The organism is Brevibacillus sp. NPDC058079, assembly GCF_042885155.1.
GTDB lineage: Bacteria > Bacillota > Bacilli > Brevibacillales > Brevibacillaceae > Brevibacillus.
This window is the reverse complement of sequence record NZ_JBHVSO010000001.1, coordinates 550,679-571,028: the sequence shown is the minus strand read 5'-3', so window position 1 is coordinate 571,028 and position 20,350 is coordinate 550,679. Positions and strand designations below refer to the sequence as shown.

21 protein-coding genes are annotated in these 20,350 nt (G+C 47.7%); 3 read left to right on the top strand and 18 right to left on the bottom strand.

Going from position 1 to position 20,350, the window contains the following annotated elements; genetic code table 11:
• Nucleotides 1-138, top strand: a complete 138-nt coding sequence (locus tag ACFVS2_RS02985) for a hypothetical protein (protein WP_007720983.1) — start codon at nt 1-3, stop codon at nt 136-138.
• Between the two features lie 27 nt (nt 139-165).
• Here ACFVS2_RS02985 and ACFVS2_RS02980 read toward each other — a convergent pair whose 3' ends face one another.
• The 4 genes from ACFVS2_RS02980 to ACFVS2_RS02965 form a co-directional block, all read right to left on the bottom strand.
• Nucleotides 166-2,448 (bottom strand): EAL domain-containing protein, encoded by a 2,283-nt coding sequence (locus tag ACFVS2_RS02980; protein ID WP_390230697.1) that lies wholly within the window; start codon nt 2,446-2,448, stop codon nt 166-168.
• Between the two features lie 123 nt (nt 2,449-2,571).
• Complete coding sequence (locus ACFVS2_RS02975) at nt 2,572-3,354, bottom strand: Fe-S oxidoreductase (protein WP_390232378.1); 783 nt, start codon at nt 3,352-3,354, stop codon at nt 2,572-2,574.
• A gap of 25 nt (nt 3,355-3,379) precedes the next feature.
• Nucleotides 3,380-5,125, bottom strand: a complete 1,746-nt coding sequence (locus tag ACFVS2_RS02970; RefSeq protein WP_173617802.1) for an ABC transporter ATP-binding protein — start codon at nt 5,123-5,125, stop codon at nt 3,380-3,382.
• A gap of 198 nt (nt 5,126-5,323) precedes the next feature.
• Nucleotides 5,324-6,505, bottom strand: a complete 1,182-nt coding sequence (locus ACFVS2_RS02965; protein ID WP_390230693.1) for a P1 family peptidase — start codon at nt 6,503-6,505, stop codon at nt 5,324-5,326.
• 347 nt (nt 6,506-6,852) lie between these two features.
• On the opposite strand from ACFVS2_RS02965, the gene ACFVS2_RS02960 reads away from it, so the two are divergent.
• Together ACFVS2_RS02960 and ACFVS2_RS02955 are read left to right on the top strand one after the other, a co-directional pair.
• A complete protein-coding gene (locus tag ACFVS2_RS02960; protein WP_390230690.1) occupies nt 6,853-8,082 on the top strand; it encodes an MFS transporter in 1,230 nt (409 codons plus the stop codon).
• 258 nt (nt 8,083-8,340) lie between these two features.
• Complete coding sequence (locus ACFVS2_RS02955) at nt 8,341-8,496, top strand: hypothetical protein (RefSeq protein WP_173617804.1); 156 nt, start codon at nt 8,341-8,343, stop codon at nt 8,494-8,496.
• Nucleotides 8,497-8,634: 138 nt separating this feature from the next.
• Here ACFVS2_RS02955 and ACFVS2_RS02950 read toward each other — a convergent pair whose 3' ends face one another.
• The 14 genes from ACFVS2_RS02950 to ACFVS2_RS02885 form a co-directional block, all read right to left on the bottom strand.
• On the bottom strand, nt 8,635-9,588 hold the full coding sequence (locus ACFVS2_RS02950; protein ID WP_390230687.1) for an NADP-dependent oxidoreductase: 954 nt from the start codon (nt 9,586-9,588) through the stop codon (nt 8,635-8,637).
• A gap of 14 nt (nt 9,589-9,602) precedes the next feature.
• A complete protein-coding gene (locus ACFVS2_RS02945; RefSeq protein ID WP_173617806.1) occupies nt 9,603-9,932 on the bottom strand; it encodes a winged helix-turn-helix transcriptional regulator in 330 nt (109 codons plus the stop codon).
• A gap of 28 nt (nt 9,933-9,960) precedes the next feature.
• Complete coding sequence (locus ACFVS2_RS02940; protein ID WP_390230684.1) at nt 9,961-10,935, bottom strand: LLM class oxidoreductase; 975 nt, start codon at nt 10,933-10,935, stop codon at nt 9,961-9,963.
• A gap of 78 nt (nt 10,936-11,013) precedes the next feature.
• Entirely contained in the window at nt 11,014-12,225 is a 1,212-nt protein-coding gene (locus ACFVS2_RS02935) for an MFS transporter (protein ID WP_390230681.1), read from the bottom strand.
• Between the two features lie 216 nt (nt 12,226-12,441).
• Nucleotides 12,442-13,068, bottom strand: coding sequence for a LysE family translocator (locus ACFVS2_RS02930; RefSeq protein WP_111914513.1), 627 nt, complete (start codon nt 13,066-13,068; stop codon nt 12,442-12,444).
• An 80-nt stretch (nt 13,069-13,148) separates the two neighbouring features.
• Nucleotides 13,149-14,495: a sensor histidine kinase gene (locus ACFVS2_RS02925; protein WP_390230678.1), complete on the bottom strand. Its 1,347-nt coding sequence runs from the start codon at nt 14,493-14,495 to the stop codon at nt 13,149-13,151.
• 7 nt (nt 14,496-14,502) lie between these two features.
• On the bottom strand, nt 14,503-15,192 hold the full coding sequence (locus ACFVS2_RS02920; protein WP_007727348.1) for a response regulator transcription factor: 690 nt from the start codon (nt 15,190-15,192) through the stop codon (nt 14,503-14,505).
• 11 nt (nt 15,193-15,203) lie between these two features.
• Nucleotides 15,204-15,788, bottom strand: coding sequence for a TVP38/TMEM64 family protein (locus ACFVS2_RS02915; protein ID WP_390230675.1), 585 nt, complete (start codon nt 15,786-15,788; stop codon nt 15,204-15,206).
• Entirely contained in the window at nt 15,776-15,913 is a 138-nt protein-coding gene (locus ACFVS2_RS02910) for a hypothetical protein (RefSeq protein ID WP_390230672.1), read from the bottom strand. Before ACFVS2_RS02910 ends, ACFVS2_RS02915 begins: the two co-directional genes overlap by 13 nt.
• 2 nt (nt 15,914-15,915) lie before the next feature.
• Nucleotides 15,916-16,410 (bottom strand): GyrI-like domain-containing protein, encoded by a 495-nt coding sequence (locus tag ACFVS2_RS02905; RefSeq protein ID WP_390230669.1) that lies wholly within the window; start codon nt 16,408-16,410, stop codon nt 15,916-15,918.
• Between the two features lie 82 nt (nt 16,411-16,492).
• The gene (locus ACFVS2_RS02900; RefSeq protein ID WP_390230666.1) at nt 16,493-17,422 is read right to left on the bottom strand and encodes a helix-turn-helix transcriptional regulator; all 930 of its coding nucleotides are present in this window, start codon (nt 17,420-17,422) and stop codon (nt 16,493-16,495) included.
• A 377-nt stretch (nt 17,423-17,799) separates the two neighbouring features.
• A complete protein-coding gene (locus ACFVS2_RS02895) occupies nt 17,800-18,009 on the bottom strand; it encodes a hypothetical protein (protein ID WP_007727355.1) in 210 nt (69 codons plus the stop codon).
• A 76-nt stretch (nt 18,010-18,085) separates the two neighbouring features.
• Complete coding sequence (gene eutC / locus ACFVS2_RS02890; RefSeq protein ID WP_173617814.1) at nt 18,086-18,919, bottom strand: ethanolamine ammonia-lyase subunit EutC; 834 nt, start codon at nt 18,917-18,919, stop codon at nt 18,086-18,088.
• A 20-nt stretch (nt 18,920-18,939) separates the two neighbouring features.
• Nucleotides 18,940-20,301 (bottom strand): ethanolamine ammonia-lyase subunit EutB, encoded by a 1,362-nt coding sequence (locus tag ACFVS2_RS02885; protein ID WP_047069121.1) that lies wholly within the window; start codon nt 20,299-20,301, stop codon nt 18,940-18,942.
• Nucleotides 20,302-20,350 lie beyond the last annotated feature (49 nt).

Genomic DNA, 20,350 nt, shown 5'->3' with positions numbered 1-20,350 from the left:
ATGGAGCCAGTGCAACAAAACGACAGCAATTCCACTATGCGCCGCCCTACAGAAGAGCCCAAGCTGCCCGAGGCATGGCTGCGTTTTTTGGAAGCTGTTCAAGAACAATTTTCCGATAACCAACCAAAGAAAGAGTAAGTATGAAAAACCCAAGGCCTGATCACGTTATGGATCTAGCCTTGGGTTTGATTTTTCTAGTGGAAAGGAAACCTCCACTGTCGTCCCTTTATTCGGGGTACTCGAAAAATGGATATACCCATCGTGTGCTTGAATGATTTTATAACAAATCATGAGTCCTAGCCCAGTCCCCTTCTCTTTCGTGCTATAAAAAGGCTCCCCTAATCGTTTCAACCGTTCTTCCGCCATACCGCAGCCTTGATCAATGATTCTTATCATCACTTGCTCGTTTTCTTTACGCCAAGCCACGATTTGAATCGTCCCACCATCTTGCATCGAGTCAACAGCGTTTGACAGAAGATTCATGAAAAGCTGCTGAATTTGATTCTGATCGCACAAAATCGTGGTCCCTTCCACTTCCTTGACATCCAGCACCAGATGATGACGCTCTAGCTTTACTTGCATCAATCGTGTAACCTCTCGCAGCAAATTCACTAGATTTTTTGGTTCGCACGGTTCTGTGCATTCTCTTGATAGAAAGACGTATTCTCGCAGGACACTCTCTAATTGATGAAATTCAGCCTGCATAATATCAAAGTATTCCCTCTTCCATTGGTCTCGACGGAGCAATTGTACGAAGCCTTTGATGGAAGTTACCGGGTTTCGTATTTCGTGCGCAACCCCGGCCGCCATTTGCCCAATGACGGATAGCTTGTCTATCTTTTGTAAAAACTCTTCTGTTTTCACGTGCTTCGTGTGATTTCGAATGATAAATATGACTTGATTCGGCTCATGTTCTTCATGAATCACCGGGGTGCCTTTTGCCTCCAGCGTGATCTTTTTGCCATTCCGGTCCGGGCAAGTAAATGTAATGAGACGAGGCTGCTTCTCCACCGTGATCTGACGAATCGTCTGCATAACAAGCCTACCCGTTTCCAGGGGCAGGACAGCTAGTAGGTGACGATTCACAACTTCATCAGGAGCGATCTCCAGAACGGATTGAACGGATGGTGAAATATACGTAATGATCCCCTGACTATTGATGATCACGATAATATCAGACAAGTTTTCTGCAATCAATCGATAGGGCGATTCGCTCACACGTTCTGCTTCTTGTGCTTTTTTCAGCTCAGTAATGTCGACACAAGAAGCAATGACTTCCTTCACACGACCATCGGAAAAGATCGGACGAAAAGCAGCCAGATAGCGAATCCCATTGACACTGCCTTCGTAAAACACGTTTTGCTCCCCGCTCCACGCTCGCTCATACGATTCCATTTTGCGTGGAATCTCTTCAGCCGGGATCATATTCAGCAAATCTTGTCCAATCACTTGTTCCGGTGTCATCCCCATGCGAAAAAGCATCTCTCCTTCGCACAGCGTATGAATGAATGCATCTCCCTGTTTCCGAAAAGCAAATGTCATTCCTTGTTGCTTGCGAAGAACGTCCCCTCGCTCACTTTGATCCACTTCGTATGTATCAAAAGCTCGGTGCTGTTCACCATTGAGTAGTAAAAATGCACTGTTCCTAAACCTTTCCTCACGCTTCAACACACGAGCAAAATCATCGGCAGGCATGGGCTCACTAAACCAAAATCCTTGAGCAGAATCACAACCAAGCTGCCAAAGAAAATCCAGTTGCTCTTGCGTCTCTACACCTTCTGCCGTTACTTGCACGCCCAGACTTCGTGCCATCGCCATGACGGTTTTGATGACGGTCGCCTGTGTAACATCGCTCATGCATTCCCTTACACAGGATTGATCGATTTTTAGTTTGTTCATAGCAAAGCGGGATAGATGTTGAATGCTGCTATAGCCCTTCCCAAAATCATCCAAGCTGATTTTTACCCCGATTCTTTTTAGTTCTGCTAAAATCTCGATGGTACGTTCCCCATCTCTGGCAGAATCCTCGGTAAATTCCAGCTCCAAATAGTGAGGCTGCAGGTTCGTTTCGTCTAAGATCGCTTGAATCCTGCTACCCAACTGGTCCGATTCCAAGGTATAGGATGACAGATTCACGCATGTCACAAGAGGTGGTAGTCCGGCGTCCTGCCAAGCTTTGTTCTGCTTGCAAGCCGTTCTGATCACCCATTCCTCTACCAAAAGAATCAACCCGCTTTTTTCTGCTAACAAAAATATCCAATCCGGGGGCAGTAGCCCTCTTTGCTGATGGTTCCATCTTACCAGAGCTTCTGCTCCGTTTATTTTGCCTGTTCTCAGGTCGTAGAGTGGTTGATAATACAGGCTAAGCTGTTGATTGACAACCGCTTGATGAAAATCTCGAACGTAGCGATCCAGTTCCTTTTGGTTCATTGTCTGTATACGAACCACGCCTTCCTGGAAATCATTCTGATTTTTCCAACTTTACCCCTGACTCTACTTTATAGGAAGAGGCTAGCACATGTCCATACGTCTACGGTGTATAGAAAAAACCCTCCACAAAGGGAGGGTCAGCTACGCGCGAATTCTCATCAGAGCGCGCTCTTCTTCTTTTATCCGCGGACAGGTATAGCAATACTTTTGCTCCCCCGTCTTATAGTACAAACAGCATTGATTCTTGATGCGCACTTTCGCTTGGGGATCACGCATATCCTCGATCCAGCGCACTTTGACACGAAATGGATTTTTTTGCAATCCAAAGCTCTCGCCTTCCAGCTGATTACAGAGGACATCGTAATCAGCCTTCACTTGTTGCTTGATGCTATCCTGTTCTACCAACGCCACAAAAGCATCCGTATAGTAATTGAACTTGGTCGGGAACTGTCCCCAGAGCATCGCTTCGGGGTTTCCTGTTACCTTTGCAAGAGTCGTGAGCAATGGGTGCAGGAAGTCTTGGAAATACGCACGATAGCATTCCTTCAGCCAGATTGCGCGCTCTGCTTCGCTGCTAGGCGCTTCTACGATCTCATACGCTGGGATCACAAAGACGAATTGCGGGTAATCATCCTCGTAAAACAATTCAATCGTCATATTATCCAGCGCCATGGTTAGTGCACGGTTCCAGACAGAAATCATGTACGAAAGACCGAGAGAAGGGCTCGTGAGCCAACTGCTGATGTAAGTACCAGCAGCAGTCAGCTCATGTGCCTTGATTAGCGGAGCATAGATTTGTACGAGCTCATTCATATGTGTCGGGTCTACCAAATCTCTTGCCTTCATCGAAAATAAGGCATTGGGTCTCGGTTTTGAAGAAATATCAAACCGTTGTGCGATAAAATCGTCATCCCATTCTTGCATCACGATCTCACCTCTCTACTCATTATCAAGAAAAAACGCTGTTTGACTGGTCGAGGTACGTGCCAAACTGTGCTTTATGCAATCTGCTATAGATGCCTTCACGAGCCAAGAGCTGATCATGACTACCTTGCTCCGTAATGCCTTGTTCCGTTACAACGATAATTCGATCTGCATTTTTAATGGTAGCCAATCTGTGGGCGATCACCAATGTCGTACGGCCTTTGGACAATTCCTGCAAGGACTGCTGGATTGCCGCCTCCGTTTCGGTATCGAGTGCAGAGGTAGCTTCATCCAAAATCAGGATCGGCGGGTTTTTCAAGAACATGCGCGCAATCGCCAGTCTTTGTTTTTGACCACCAGACAATTTGACTCCGCGTTCACCAATGATCGTCTCCAGACCAGCAGGCTGAGAACGGATAAACTCTTCTAGTTTAGCCAGACGCGCTGCCTCCCAGATCTCTTCCTCAGAAGCGTTTAGTTTTCCGTACACGATATTTTCGCGAATTGTCCCTGAAAAGAGGAACACATCTTGCTGAACGATCCCGATTTGGCTGCGCAATGACGCTAACGTGATATCGCGAATATCCATTCCGTCAATGGTGATGCTGCCCCCGTCGATCTCATAAAATCTCGGCAAGAGGCTGCACAACGTGGTTTTTCCTGCTCCAGACGGGCCTACAAACGCAATGGTCTCGCCCGCCCGGATGTTCAAATCAATGTTTTGCAAAACAGAAGACTCTTGGTCGTAGCTAAACGAAACATTCTTGTACGAGATATCGCCCTTCAACGACTCTACCTGGATCGCATCTGGAGCATCCGCAATATCCGGTGCTGTGTCCATGATTTCGATGTAGCGCTTGAAGCCAGCAATCCCTTTTGGATAGCTCTCAATAATCGCATTAATTTTCTCCAATGGACGGAAAAATACATTCGTTAACAGCAAGAAAGCGACAAATTCACCGTAAGTCAGTGCACCTTGAATAACAAACCAGCTACCGCAAATCAGGACAAACAAATTGACTAAACGCATCAGCACATAACTGACGGAAATATTTTGGGCCATGATTTTGTAGGACAACAGCTTGGTAATCCGAAAACGCTGGTTGTTCTCTGCGAATCTTTTGTTTTCAAATTGCTCGTTGGCAAAAGCTTGTACGACACGCATTCCGCCTACGTTGTCCTCAACACGTGCGTTGAAATCCGCCATGTCGCCGTACAAACGATGGAACGCTCTCGTCATTTTACCGTTGAAGTGAACAACGAAGAATATCAAGATCGGAATCACCAAGAACGTAAGTAGCGCCATTTCTTCATTAATATTGAACATCAAAAGAAAAGCACCGATCAGCGTCATCACTGCGATAAACAAATCTTCCGGACCGTGGTGAGCGACCTCCCCGATCTCCATCAAGTCATTCGTTAGGCGAGATAGCAGATGCCCCGTCTTGGTATTATCGAAAAAGCGGAAAGAGAGCTTTTGAATATGGTCGTACAGCTTCTTCCGCATATCCGTCTCGATATTAATCCCAAGCATATGTCCCCAGTACGTAACGACATAGTTCATACCGGAGTTAAGACCATACAAAGCCAAAAGTCCAATGCACGCCCACACGATCATGTTCCAATCCTTGCTTGGAAGTAGTTGATCGACAACCATGTTCACTGCAAGCGGAAATCCCAACTCCAGCAAGGCAACGAATACTGCACACGCGAAGTCGAGGATGAATAATCCACGATAAGGCCGATAGTAAGAAAAAAATCTGCGAAGCATTGAAGCAGCAACTCCTCTCTCTCAAGAACAACATCAATCAAGTATTTGATTTTGAAAATCATTTTCATTATATATGGATTTGTCTTTTATATCGATGATTTATTGGAATTTTTTTCTTCGCGGAGCACATTGACAGAAAAAAAACGGTTCGAACCTCCTTATCCATCAAGGAATGAGAGGCTCGAACCGGAATTTCACTCAGCGTAAATCTTGATAAGCAGGCACCCCACCCGCCCCTTTGGCAGAAAGAATCGCATTGACGACCGCTTCCGCCAGCACTTCTACACTCAGCGTCCCGACGAGATTGACCGAAGCATCCACGCCCCCTGTTGCGATGGCAAAAATCGTGTCTCCATCACTCATCGTGTGAACCGGATGAATCGTCTTTGCGAGTCCATTATGCGCCATTTGCGCGACTTTATTCGCCTGTACTTTATTCAAATTCGCGTTGCTCGCAACAACTGCGATGGTAGTGTTCGTCCCTGCTGGAACCGGGGGAGTTGCCGCATCGATCATCCAAGACAGGCTATCGCGGATATTGCCATCCTCTCCCCTCGCTCCTGCCAAAATTTCTCCTGTGGAGGGTAACCGCACTTCTCCGACGGCATTCACCGCTACGATTGCACCTACGACGAGACCATTTGGCAGGCGGCGAGATGCTGTTCCAAGCCCACCCTTCATCGCTCGCTTCATCCCTGCCATTTTTCCAACTGTCGCACCCGTCCCTGCCCCGACATTTCCTTGCTGGACTGGCAGTTTGCTGGCAAGTCGCGCAGCCTCGTAGCCCATTTGTTGATCCGGACGGATTTTGGCACTGCCAATTGATAAATCAAAAATAACCGCAGCTGGAATGATGGGGACGACGCCCACCCCGACATTGTAGCCTTGGCCCTGTTCTTCCATATAACGCATGACACCACTTGCCGCATCCAAGCCATAGGCACTGCCCCCTGTTAAAACGATAGCATTGACCTCCTGGACAGAATTGATCGGATTCAACAAATCCGTTTCTCGCGTCCCAGGTGCAGAACCTCGTACATCTACCCCGCATGCTGATCCTTTTTCCAGCACAATGACTGTACAGCCAGTCAAGGCTTCCTCATTTTGGACTTGTCCGACTTTGACCCCAGGAACATCGACGATTGTACCACTTGCGAGCTTTGGCATTCGGGGTGAACCGTTCTTTGACAAGCTTCCTGCTTCTCCAGCTGACTCCTGTCCAATTGCAGTTCCAAGCGTCAGAAGAGAAGCAGGTACAGCTGCTGCCAATCCTAGCATGGCTGTTTTTTGGAGGAATTTTCGTCTGGTTACGGACGGTTTCACTAGCAGTTCTTCATGCTTCTCTTGTCCTTGCTTTGCATTCTTCCAATCCTTGGCCATCGTCGTATCCACCCTTCATCATAAAAGTTAAGATGCGTTTATTTTCGGAAATTTCAGACTCATTTTCATCATAACTTGTTTCACTGACCCACTCAATTCCCCCCTGCACTTTTGGTCGGAAAGTCGTATATCTTTTTGCCTTTTACATGGAAATCCCCTAACGGATACAAGATCTTCGTCTTTTGTCGTTAGGGGATTTTCTTAGTCCGAATGAAGTCAAGGCTTCCTCTTATTTCTTTTTTGCAATAGTCCGATCATATTTCCGAATTGGTCAGCAGTAAATTGCAGTGCTAGAATGATCAGTAACAATATTCCTGCTTTTTAACTGCAAAGGTTGTGACAGAAAGATGGAATTTTCATGGAAACGTAATTTGATTGTGTTATGGATTGGGGTATTTTTCTGTAGCACCGCCTACTCCATCTCCATCCCTTTCCTGCCCATCTTCCTCCATACTTCACTGGGGGTCAATGAGCATCTGGAAGCCTGGTCCGGCATTTCGTTTGGCATCACGTTTTTAGCAAGTGCGCTCATCTCGCCATTTTGGGGCTCTCTTGCGGACAAATATGGACGAAAACCTATGTTGATCCGCTCTGGATTTAGCCTCGCTTTGTTGTACTTTTTGACTTATTTGATTACAGACCCTTATTTGTTTCTTGTGTTACGGATCTTCCAGGGGTTGCTAGCCGGCTACGTACCTGCCGCTATTGCACTGGTAGCGACGAATACACCAGAAAAAAACGTCGGGTACGCACTGGGGATTATGGCGACTTCGGGTGCAACAGGAGGAATCATCGGTCCGTTGGTTGGCGGTGTCGTCAGTCATGTATGGGGAAACGCGGAAGCTTTCATTTTTTCAGGATTTGTCGTGCTCGTAGCAGCGCTGATCGCCACTTTCTTTGTGAAGGAAACGAACTTGAACCGCTCCGGCAGCCGCTCGAGTGTACGCGAAGATTTGCGCGCTGCGCTGGCAAACCGCCCGTTGATGTCCATTCTGGGTATGAGCCTGATGGTCACGATTTCCGTTATGCTTCTTGAACCTTTATTAACCGTGTATGTCATGCAATTGGGCGCTTCGCAGCAAGACGCTTCCCTCAGCTCCGGCATCATTTTTGCGGCAGTAGGTATCGCGACGGTCATTGCTGCTCCACAGTGGGGAAAGCTCGGGACAAAGGTCGGTTATTCCAAAATCTTGTTCATCGGCTTAATGGGTGGAGCGATCGGAAATTTACTACAATTTTTCTTCACCAATCTGTATGGATTTGGCATTTTGCGATTTGCGTACGGACTGTTTTTTGCCGCTGTTTATCCGTCGATCAACGCCATGATTGTAAAAGTCACGGAACCAGAATTTCGCGGCAGAGCGTTTAGCTTGAACCAATCCTCGACGCAGCTCGCGACGATGATGGGGCCAATCATTGGCGGCTTTCTCGGGGGACTTATCCCGATTCGCTTCGTCTTTATCATCAATGGCATTGCGCTGCTGATTACTGCCATCATGATTCGATCCAAACGATCACAATTAGCCGGACAGTCGTTGAAGCAGCAGACACCGGAGCGTCAGCTAGCGACGAAGTAACGAGAGTAGCACGATCAGATCACAAAGCAAAAACTCCCTCTCAAGCGTACAGGTGAACACCTGGCGATGACAGAAGGGAGTTTTTTCACGTTATCCCGCCTTTTCTTCCACGATTGAATTCGCTACAATAGTACGTATCCAAAGGATGAACAGAAGATTCTGACTACCACGAAGTCAAATTACATACGCCATGGAACAACCCGCATATTCCGATTTGACGAGACCACTCATTTTGTTTGGGGAAAGGGGAACACGTACATGTCGGGGAAAACGGTGATCTTGCTTGTTCTGATCATTATTGGGCTGATCTGTGTCAATCTGTTTGTCTCCAACGGTTTCATTCGCCTGCTTGCTATCGTAGGAATCTTAGGAATTACCTTTGTCCTGCAGGGAGCCGTGATTCGCAAGAGGTGAAGCTGGCGGTTACCAGCGAAGGCGATCTACAACGTCAAGCTGGCTTTTTCATGAAAACAGTAGCGGGCTCGGTTGAAAAATCCAATCCTAGCCCGCCGCTGTTACATTCGCGCAACTTACTCGTGCTCTGTCTCCCCCTCATGAATGGACGAGCACAATCTTGCCACGCACTCTACCCGTTTGACTAAAGAGATGCGCATCTCGAACGCCTTCAATAGTCAATGGATATACCTTTGTCAAGAAAGGCTTTACGTGTTTGGCTTCTACTAGCTCACGGATATGATTCATGTTTCCCCCATCTGGACGCGTAAACACAAAAGTAACATCCAGCTCTCGTTCTTTCTCAACCGCATCAGCGAACGAAGGTTTTTTGGCATCACGCTCGCTGATAATGGTTGCCACTCTTCCTTGCTGTTTCATAAATTTTATAGCTTCTCCGTATGCTACTCCACCCAGCGTGTCCAGCATGAATGTAAATTCTGTAGAGGTATGAAGTGATCCCTGATCATATACGATGACTTCATCTGCTCCCAGCTCTCGGACATAATCGCTGTTTTTGGAGCTGGTTGTCGTCGCCACATAAGCACCTAGCGCTTTTGCTAGCTGGATCGCCATGGAACCAATCCCGCCGCTTCCCCCCAACACCAGGACTTTATCTCCTGCTTGTACCTTCCCAACCTCCACCAATGCCTGCCAAACCGTTAATCCGACCAGCGGAAGCGAAGCCGCTTCAGCATACGACAAACCACGTGGTATCGGGGCTACGATTTTCGCCGGAACGACAATTTCATCTGCGTATGTCCCTTCTCTTTCCAGTTCTGGACGAAAGAAGACATCATCTCCGATTTGAAAATCCTGCACATTCGTACCGACAGCTGTTACTGTGCCCGCTGCATCCCATCCTAAAATAAGTGGCAGTTCAAAAGGAAAATCTGCTTGCAACAGTCCTTCCCGTACCTTCCAATCCACGGGATTTACCCCGCTCGCTTTTATTTCAACGAGCAAATCGTCCGACCCGATTGGCTTTGTTGGCAGTTCAATTTCTGTTAACTGTTGGATGTCGCCGTATTGCTTAATGCCAATTCCTCTCATCGAACTTCCCCTTTTCATTCGACTATTTTTCGCAATTGGGTTTCGATGTGACTCTCTCCCCATTCACACATGACATCCAGGACCTTCGACAGTGTCTTGCCGTACTCAGTCAAGTCATACTCGACGCGTGGGGGAACCTGCTGATACACATTGCGGGTGATGATGTTGTCCGCTTCCAATTCGCGCAGTTGCTGCGTTAACATTTTTTGCGTGATGGCAGGCATTGATCGTTTCAGTTCGCTTGTCCGCTTCGTCCCTTTTGCCAACAAGCAGAGGATCACCACTTTCCATTTCCCTCCAATGACCTCCAATGTTGCCTCTACAGGGATATTGTATTTTTCCATGTCCTCCCCTCCTCATATGAAGCTGTAGTCAAACTCGCTCCGGTGAATCGATATGGGCCGGGAAATAAGGCAACACCTCTTGCCCAAGCTCATCGATGACCTCGTCAATGGGACGCTTGCTAGGGAACAGGGCGAAGAACAAATGATTCACGCCGACCTCTTGATACATGGCCAGCAGTTCTAAAAGCATTTTTCTACCGACTCGGTACCCTAATCGAATCGGCGTGACCGACTCATCCGGATTTTCCGCAAGATCCAAGTGAAGAGGCTGAATAAACGGCTTGAATACACCTGGATGATATATCTGGACCAGCTCTCTCCATTCTTGGATGGCATTTGCTTGATTGAATGGATCACGCGGGTAATAAATCCAGCCATCTCCGTTTTGCGCAAACCAGTCCATCGTTTGTTGACTATACCCCGTGATAAAGGTAGGAATGGGCGCGGTTGATTTTGGCACCAGATTCGCTCCATCAATCATGCCGTATGGAGAGTTGATTTTTGGGAAATCCTCTGCCATGACCTTCTGCAAGTAGTCGTAGCCATCGCGAAACAGCTCCGCACGCTGTTCATGTGGCACATTCAACCCATGAAAATCAGCCCGTCTGTCCCCAGAAGAAATACCCATCATCAAACGTTGGGGAAACAAATTTTCAATGGTCGCTGTCTCTTTTGCCACGCGCAGCGGATGCCGCAGTGGAAGCACGATACTCGAGGTACCAAAAGCGATTTTTTTGGTTTGCGCAGCCAAATAGGTTAAATAAATCATCATGTCATAAATTTGCCCGGTTGCAGGGTCACCAAAAGCGGGGTCCTGCAAAATGACATCACGCAGCCAGATTCCGGTAAAGCCATAGTCTTCTGCCGCTTGGACGAGTTCAACCTGGCGCTCCATTGTCGGTGCTTCCCATTCGTATGCCTCCAGCGGAATGTGAAATCCCAAGGTCATCTTTCCTTCTTGGAACATGCGCTGAAAACCATAATGACCGTTGAATTTGCTCATCGATGCCCTCTCCTCACCTGATGTATTTGGAAACTAACGGCGGACACATGCTTTCATCCATCCGCCGTCTTAGTACGATTAACGACGAGCTTTTTCCAGCTTGCTGCTGATGACCGTGAGTAATGCTGCACCTAACACCATCACTCCTCCGACCCATGGTGTATGAATCAGTCCAATGGTATCGACGATGATTCCTCCCACGAAGGCTCCAATCGCAATGCCGAGATTGAATGCCGCAATGTTAATGGCAGATGCTACATCAACAGCACTTGGCACGTATTTTTCAGCCAATTGCACGACATATACCTGTAAGCCCGGTACGTTCATAAAAGCCAAGAGGCCCATCAGCATAATCGTCAGGGTTCCCACCCATTTGAAAGGAGCAGTAAATGTCAAGATGATCAGAATGATCGCCTGAATAATAAACATCCAACGCAGCGCTTTTAACGGATTCTTGTCAGCCGCTTTTCCTCCGACCGTATTTCCAATCGCTACCGCAATCCCATAGACGAGAAGAATCAGACTGACCGCACTCGCCTTATAACCTGTGATTTCTTCCAGAATCGGACCTAAGAACGTAAAGGTTACGAAGGTACCACCGTAGCCAAGTGCTGTAATCGCAAAGACAAGCAACAGTGGCAAATTTGTAATTATTTTCACTTGATCTTTAATGGAAGCAGGCTTAGATTTTTTCAAATTGCTTGGTACCAGAATCGCTGTCGAGATAAGTGCAATCACTCCAAGAATGGCAACTCCCCAAAAAGTCGCTCTCCAACCAAACATTTGTCCAATAAACGTTCCCAAAGGTACGCCTGTAACGGTTGCAACAGTCAGACCCGTAAACATCGTCGCAATCGCACTGGCACGCTTGTTTTCTGGCACCAGATCGGCTGCAATCGTCGAACCGATGGAGAAAAATACCCCATGAGAAAACGCGGTAAAGAAACGGGCAATGATTAAAAGTGTAAAACTACTCGACAAGGCTGCCGCACTGTTTCCGACAACAAAGACAATCATCAAAAGCATGAGTAGCATTTTGCGTGGAATTCGACTTGTAAGTGCAGTAATAATCGGTGCTCCAATAGCTACCCCTAATGCATATCCAGAAATAAGAAGTCCTGCTAAGGTGATGGTTACTTTCAAATCCTGTGCGACTGTAGACAACAAACCGACGATAACAAATTCAGTAGTCCCGATACCAAATGCGCTGATTGCGAGAGCAAGTAAAGCAAGAGTGGAGTTTTTCGCACCAGTTGCTTGCTGCTTCACATTGGATGTAATAGTGCTCATCTGAGTTGTATCCTCCCTTAATTTTTCTTGCCATTCACAAAGCAGGGCCCTTACTTATCATGATTGGCGAATATGTTGGTTCTGAATGCTATTATGTCTCATGCCTCACTTGATAGGAAGTACGTACTTTCGAGTATCATAGGCACTAAAAAGTACCTTACATCAGTAACCAAGCAATAAAAAAAGCCGGGAAGACTGTCTCCCCGACTCATTACCTTATCTCTCTTGCAGCGCTACTTTTAATCCTAATAAGATGTAAACAGAACCTACGATCTTGCCACTCCAGCGGCCCAGCCAGGAAATTCGTTTCACCAGATGCCCCAATGGTCTGATACTGATCGCAATCAACGCGGTGTAAAAGAACCCCAGAATGGCGAAAATCAGTCCTAAGACAAGGAATTGGAAAATGGCTCCCCCACGCTCCGGATGTACGAATTGCGGCAGAAACGCTAGAAAGAACAGCGCCGTCTTCGGATTCAGAACTTCTGCGAGGATGGCTTGCCCATACGATTGCAGCGGTGGCAACGGTGTTACTTTTGGCAGCTCTGGGTCAACCGGTTTTTCAAGCATGGCCCGAACCCCTAAATAGACCAAGTAAGCGGCTCCCACAAATTTTACGAGATTGAATGCCCATGCAGATGTCATCAAAATCGCGGATAAACCGACTGCAGCAAAAATCGTATGAATGAAGTCGCCTGTGGCAATGCCCAGCCCAGCCATGATCCCAGCTTTACGGCCTCCCTGTACGGTACGCGTCGCAGTTAACAGGACAGCCGGTCCCGGAATTAAAAAGAGGCCGATCACAACAGCCAAAAATGCTCCCATGGTAGTCCAATCAAACATGTGCTCTCCCTCTTTGTATCGAATATTCAAATTCTCTTTCTATCATAAACGATGTGCAGCGAGAACGATACGCCTTCGGCTTACTTTTCGGCTTCATGGGCTTGTGGCGGAAACAAAATCGTGATGGTCGTTCCCTCACCCACTCTGCTTTCCAACGTGATGATTCCCTTGTGTGCCTCCACTATCCCTTTCACAATCGTCAACCCCAATCCTGCTCCGCCACGTTCCCTTGCTCGCGAGCGATCTCCCCGATAAAAACGCTCAAAGACGTACGAGAGGTCCTTTTGATCGATGCCCGTGCCACTGTCCTTCACTTGCAAACGGACCATCGTACTCGGTTTGTCTACCGTGACTACGACTTCTCCTCCGGCTGGCGTATGCTTGCAGGCATTCGTCAACAAATTGGCCACGATTTGCGCCAGTCTCTGCCTGTCCCCTATGATCCAGGCAGCGTGATCTCCTTTGAAGTGAAAATTCACTTGCGCACGGGCAAACGTAGCACTCATTGACTCGGTGACTTCTTTGACAACCTCACGCAGTTCCACTTCTTCACTGCGCATTTGCAAGGAACCCGACTCCACCTGAATCACCTGATCTAAATCGCGGACGAGACGGCTCAAACGCAGTACCTCAGACCTTGTGCTTTCGAGATTTTTGGGAGTTGCTTCCCATATGCCGTCAATCATCCCCTCTACTTGGGCAAGTAAGGTGTTTAATGGTGTTCGCAATTCATGGGCAATATCGGAGGTCAGTCGCTTGCGCAGCTCCTCCTGATGCTCAAGACTTTGGACCAGGTTGTTAAAAGCAGCGACCAATGACGTAACTTCATCCTTGCCACGAGGCTCCGGTACACGTATGGACAGATCACCTCGCGCGACACGTTGCGCTGCGGTGCTCACTTGTACGACTGGACGCACCATGGTCCGGGCGAGCGGTATGCTGATGATAATGACTAGGATGAGCAGCACAACCATCGTCCACAACGTCGTGTTTTTATGCGCCCATTGGAAATGACTTTCCAAGGTCATATACGCACTCCGGTCATCGTGACTAATCACCAGTTGCCCGAGCATGACCCCCTTACTGACAAGGGGAATCTTGTCTACACTGTAATTGCTCGTATGGACTGGCCACTTCCCCCACTCGTTTTTCACTTGTCGCTGTTGATCGAGGAGAGTGATGTGCAATCCCAAGACCTCAGAAACCGCTTCAAGTTTATGATAGGCTTCCGCTCCCCAGCCTTGATTGTCCTGATACGCCTGGAGTGCGACACGCGATATTTCTTGGTTATGCTGATTTCTCACTTCATTGGCATACATGGAAAAATGAACATCCATTTCATTTACGGACAACAACGAGGAAAAAAGAACAGCGCATGCGCCGACTGTCATGATCACAAAGGCGAGCTTTACCCAAATATGCTTCATCTTGGCCTCACTTCTTCATGGGATCGTCAAAGCGATAGCCCAATCCATACACCGTCTTGATATACTCCGGTTGCTTCGGGTCTACCTCTATCTTTTGGCGAAGATTTTTGATATGCGTATCAATGGTTCGGTCGTATCCTTCGAAATCAAAGCCCATGACCTCACGCACGAGCTCCTCCCTGCCCCACGTTCTCCCCGGATAACGGACAAGCGTTGTGAGCAAGCGGTATTCATTTGGCGTAACCTCCAAAGCGACTCCATTTTTCGTAACTCTCTTCTCATTCATCGATATGGTCAAGTCTCCCACCTCGATGAAATCGGAGAGTGTTGAATAATCGCCCGCACGACGCATGACGGCCCGAACACGTGCTACGAGTTCTCTCGGGCTAAAGGGCTTGATCAAATAATCATCAGCGCCTATCGTAAGCCCACGAATCCGATCCGCCTCTCCACTTTTCGCCGTTAGCATCAAAATCGGGACACGAGACTCTTTGCGAATTTGGACGCAGACTTCTTCCCCGCTCAGATCAGGAAGCATCAAGTCCAAAATGATACAGGTCAATGAAATTGTCGTGGCCATTTCCACTGCTTCCTTGCCTGTTTGGGCGGTCAGAACATGATAGCCTTCCTTTTGCAGATAGGAGGACAATATTTCTAAGATTTGCGGCTCATCATCGACTAGCAAAATGGTAGACATGTAAATCCTCCCTACTCCTCTTGTGTTTGATCCTTTCCTTTTTTCCAGAAAAGCAAAAAGACGAGAGCACCAGCCAACAAGGCAAAGAGCAAGCGAAACTTGTTTTCACTAAAAGTAATCAGATCATGACCGACGAATGTTTCAAAAACCATCGACGGCACTTTTCCAATCAGGGTCGCTACTAAAAATTGCACGAAGGTGATATTCGTCAAAGCCGCACCTAAATTGATCACACCGGAAGGCATCATTGGATTTAACCGGAGCAAAACGATGGCCAGACATTTGCGAAAACTCGTCGTTCCATTGATGGCATGTACCCATTTGAACGATTTTAGCTTTTCGCGCCGATCTGCTTTATTGATCGTGAAGCGGTAAAGGAAGAAGGCAATGCAAGCACCAACCACCTCTCCCGTCAAAGAAATCAAGAACCCTCCGTACAAGCCAAACACGACCGCATTCGCACCCGATAAAAAAATGGACGGCAATACACCTGCCACACTGATCACGATGTTCAATAAAATACTACCGATAATCCCCAGCATCCCCAAAGAGCGAATCCACTCTGCCAGAGCTTCTATATTCGTTATCCAATCCATCCGTCTGTATGACTCCCCTCTGCCACTTCTCTCTCTAGAGTAAACGAAACTTGTGAAGAAATCATGAAAAAAAGCAAAACAGCCGTAGCCTGATCGACTACGACTGCTTGTATGATTTGCTGCATCATTATTCTTCTGAAATCGCGATGTACAAATCCACTTGTGCGTTGTTGGGATCAGCGCAGCGCACTCCGTCATATCGCTCGAAATCTCCGGTAAACGTCCGCTGGTTCCCCGGTTGATGGGACCACTCCCACACCTTTGCCCATGCTTCCATCACAACCTCTACCATCGGGCCTACACGAGTCGTAAATACGGCATAGGTAGAAGCCGGCAGAGTCTTGACCGTGAGTTCAGAAGGAAGCTCACCGTTTTTTTCTACAACGGTTCCTACTAACAAAGAGTACTCGCCTGTCTCGTCACTATCGTAGTCGGAATACACACCCAGAACAACACCCGGCTCTTTTTGATGGGGAGTTTTGAAGGGACGCTCTTCTTGATAATAGCGCTGCCACAGCTCCCCAATTTTCGCATTCGGTCCGCATTCCGCCTCATTGGTTGTACGAATTTGCAAGCCTGCTACACGCATTTCATCCAGTTTGACAATTGTTGGGTTCATCATTAACCACGCTCCTGTAAGGGTTTGATTACATGACTTAGTATAACGACCATACCCTGACAACTATCTGTCAACGTTCCAACGTTTATTCATAAAGTTTCGCCATTTTTTTTATCGTATCCCCAATTCTCTGCCTCACATATGCAGGCTCATGTACACACAAGGCATCACCAAAGCTAAGCAGCATACCAGATAACCACTCATCGTCTGTCATCTTCGTTCGTACCAGCAACGATCCATCCTGCATGGTCTCTATCTCTTCTGGCGCAAACATATCTCGTACCCTTACATGTACACGCGGCGCAAATTCGAGGACAAGAGAAATGCGCTCCGCTGTATCCCATTCTTCGAGCCATTCCAGTTTCTCTACCTGATACGGGCGAGGAGAAAACTCCTCTGTCAGTACAGACATGTCTGCAATCCGTGACAAGCGAAACAGACGATCCTCCTGGCGCTGTAAACAAAAGCCATACACGTACCACACATACCCCTTGATAATCAGTGTTACAGGCTCAATGGTGCGCTCTGTCGCATCGCCTTGTATTTTCGTATAGGTGATCCGCACACGAAGCCTCTTCTCGATGGCTTCCCGCAGCTTGTTTACTTTTTCGGCGATCGCGGGTGTACTGCCCCACGGATTAAAGTCATAAACAACGGGATGTGCACTTCCTTGCAGAGAGGATGGTGCAGTGGTGAGCAACGCTTTTATTTTTTCGAGAAGCTGTCCGATTTGCTTATCGTCTGTGGAAGAATGAACCCCTTTTAGCGCAGCAATAACCGCAACCAGCTCGTCCAAGGATAAGTATTGCCGATCGATCGTAAAATTCTCCATGATCTCGTATCCACCGCTTGCCCCAGGGTACGCTACGATCGGAATTCCGGCTGCGTTAATCGTTTCTAAATCCCGATAGACCGTACGCAAGGATACTTCGAAGTGGTCGGATAGTTCACGAGCGCTCACACGGCGCTTATTCAACAGCATGATAACAATAGCGAGTAGCCGTTCTACCTTCATGATCGCCCTCACTTTTCTTTTTAGGCAACATAGTGGAGGAGAAGAAAAAGCAAAGTTCTCTTCGACTCTGACACGCCAGCAGGGGGGATTGACTGTTCGTCTCCACTTCAAAAAGGGGACCGTCGAGCCAAAGCCACCCTACGGGCGGAAGTTTCTCAAAGGAGAAGTGTTCGACGAGCGTGGTCCCCTTTTTGGAGTTCCGACTGGGTAGGCGTTGTCAAGGTCTACGAGCCCTGTGCTTTTTCTTCTCACTAGCTTAGTTGGTTTATCGATAACTTTTAAAAACTTGAAGATTATTCCGTATGAATGATCATACAAAAAAGGAATCTGCAGCCTAAATTTGCTGCACATTCCCTTTTTGCCTTGCTCATTCGAAACTATACGCCCATACGTCTGCGTTGATTGTTTGGTTTTTTGGTGAGCTGGCTTTTCATGCTCTGATTTTGCGCCTTTTGATTCAACGGATTATTGGCTTGTGCTTGCGCTTGTTTTTTCTCCGCCATTTTGCGCTTCATCGCCTCTTGCAGGCTGATCTTCCCAGGCTTTTGCTCAGTGGTTTCTTTTTCGTTTTGGTTTGGCTCCGTCATGCGTAGCAACTCCTCATAGAAATTGGTTATCTTCTATGTATTCTAGTGCAAGACAGGAGGAAGCGCCAGTGGGAATCTACCCGTTATTCGCCCGAAGCTGTGATAATTTTACACCGCTCGCCTGGTACTTCAAAATTTCCTCCAAAAGCTCTGCAAGGTACGCACCTGCCTCAATCGGTAGCGTGCCACCCTTATGAATATTAGAAATAACCGTACGATCTGATTCTACCGTATTGGCATCCGGTTTGTAAATCATGTAAGCACTGAGACTTTCTGCCGTTGCAAGCCCAGGTCTTTCCCCGATCAAGGAAATGACGACCTTGCATTTTACGATAGACGCGACCTGATCTTGAATCCAGACGCGACCTTTGTTAATGAACACTGGCTTTCCTACACTGATGTTTCTCATGGAAAGACCTTGGATTAACGCAGGCAGCAAGTCTGGAATCGTCGCCTCACACGCCGAGGTGCTGAGTCCGTCCGAGATAACGATTTGAACGTCTTTTCCTTTATCTCCATTCTGCTCCAGCCAACGAGCGGATTCATCCGATAACATCCGGCCCGAGTCGAGGTTCATTAAATACTCCTCCATGCTCGTCGCTCTTGAATGGAGAACAGGAAGCTGCAAGCTCTCGATCAGTTCCGGACTGATTGTTTTCATGACCGCATCGCGAGCCGCTGCCTGATCTATGCGAAATTGCAGATAGCTACCCGTCTTCATTCGGGTACCCGCCCGTCCGATTCCGATACGAGCCGGCGTTCGCTTCATCGCTTGCTCCAATGCTTCTGGATTGTTAGGGTTCTTTACCCCGCATTGCTTTTGCTCAGGAAAATCAATCACGCCCTGCCCTATTTTGGACAGCTCATCCATTACGCGCTGGACCAAATCGTCCATATTGATCTGTTTCATCTTGCTTCCCTCCCCACTCGTTAGTCAAAAATGGTTAAATCGCCTGCACGCTCTGTCAAACGACCATTTTCCATAATGCCCATTTTTTCCAACCATTTCTCGAATTCCCGGAGAGGTCGCAGTCCCAAGAGCTCGCGGTAGCTGGCGTCATCGTGGTAGCTCGTGTCTTGGTAACTGAGCATAACATCGTCCCCACCTGGTACGCCCATATAAAAATTCGCCCCTGCCAAGGTCGTCAGCATCCCCGCAATCTCTTGGTCATTCTGATCCGCATACATGTGATTCGTGTAAGTCGGAGCGATTCCCATCGGCAAACCATGCAGCTTGCCCATGAACAAGTCCTCCAGATCGGCCCGAATCATCTGTCTGCCATCATAAAGGGTTTCTGGTCCGATAAAGCCAGAGACGTTATTGACCATGAACGGCTTCCAGTGACGGCAAAAACCGTACGTACGCGCTTCCAGCGTCTGCATATCGACGCCTTCATGGGAGTCCAGCGACACTTCGGAGCCTTGTCCTGTCTCAAAATACATGACGTTTGGTCCCGACGCAGTGCCTTTTCGAAGCATCAAATCCATTGCCTCATCCAAAATCTCCTTGTTCACGCCAAACGCATCATTCGCTCGTTGTGAACCTGCCAGACTTTGGAACATCAGAGAAATGGGCGCTCCGCCGCGAAGAGCCTGCATCTGTGTCGTGATGTGGGCCAGTACGCAGTTTTGCGTAGGGATTTCCCACTTTTGCATGAAATCATGTGTCATTTTCAAGAGCTTGGTAACGCTTTCAACGGAGTCATTATTGGGGTTAATTCCAATGACAGCGTCGCCTGATCCATATGACAAGCCTTCCTTCATTGAGGCCAAAATGCCATCGGGATCATCGATGGGGTGATTCGGCTGGCAACGGAACGCCAGTCTTCCCGGCTCACCAATCAGTGTGTTGCAGTACGCTTGATGCTTCATTTTTTGTGAAGCCATGACTAGATCAATGCTGGACATCAGCTTGGCCGTAGCGGAAATCATCTCGCTAGTAAGTCCACGGCTAATTCTTGTGAGTTCTGGCATTCCTGTGGAAAACGACAAGATGTACTCCCGTAGCTCCCCTACCGTCCAATTTTTAATCTCATCGTAAATAGAGAGATTGATATCATCATAAATGATCCGTGTCACTTCGTCTTTTTCGTACGGAATGACTGGATTTTCATATATATCACGAAGTTGCATTTCGCTTAATACGACTTTCGCCGCCATCCGCTCCAGTGCGGAATTGGCAGCTAGTTTACTCATGTGATCGCCAGACTTTTCTTCACTCGCTTTAGCCAATACATCACGAACCGAAGTAAACTGGTAATGTTGTTTACGTACAACGCAAGCCAATTTCATCTCTAGCTTCACTCACTTTCTTTTGAACTTTCCCTAAACTCTATCTCAT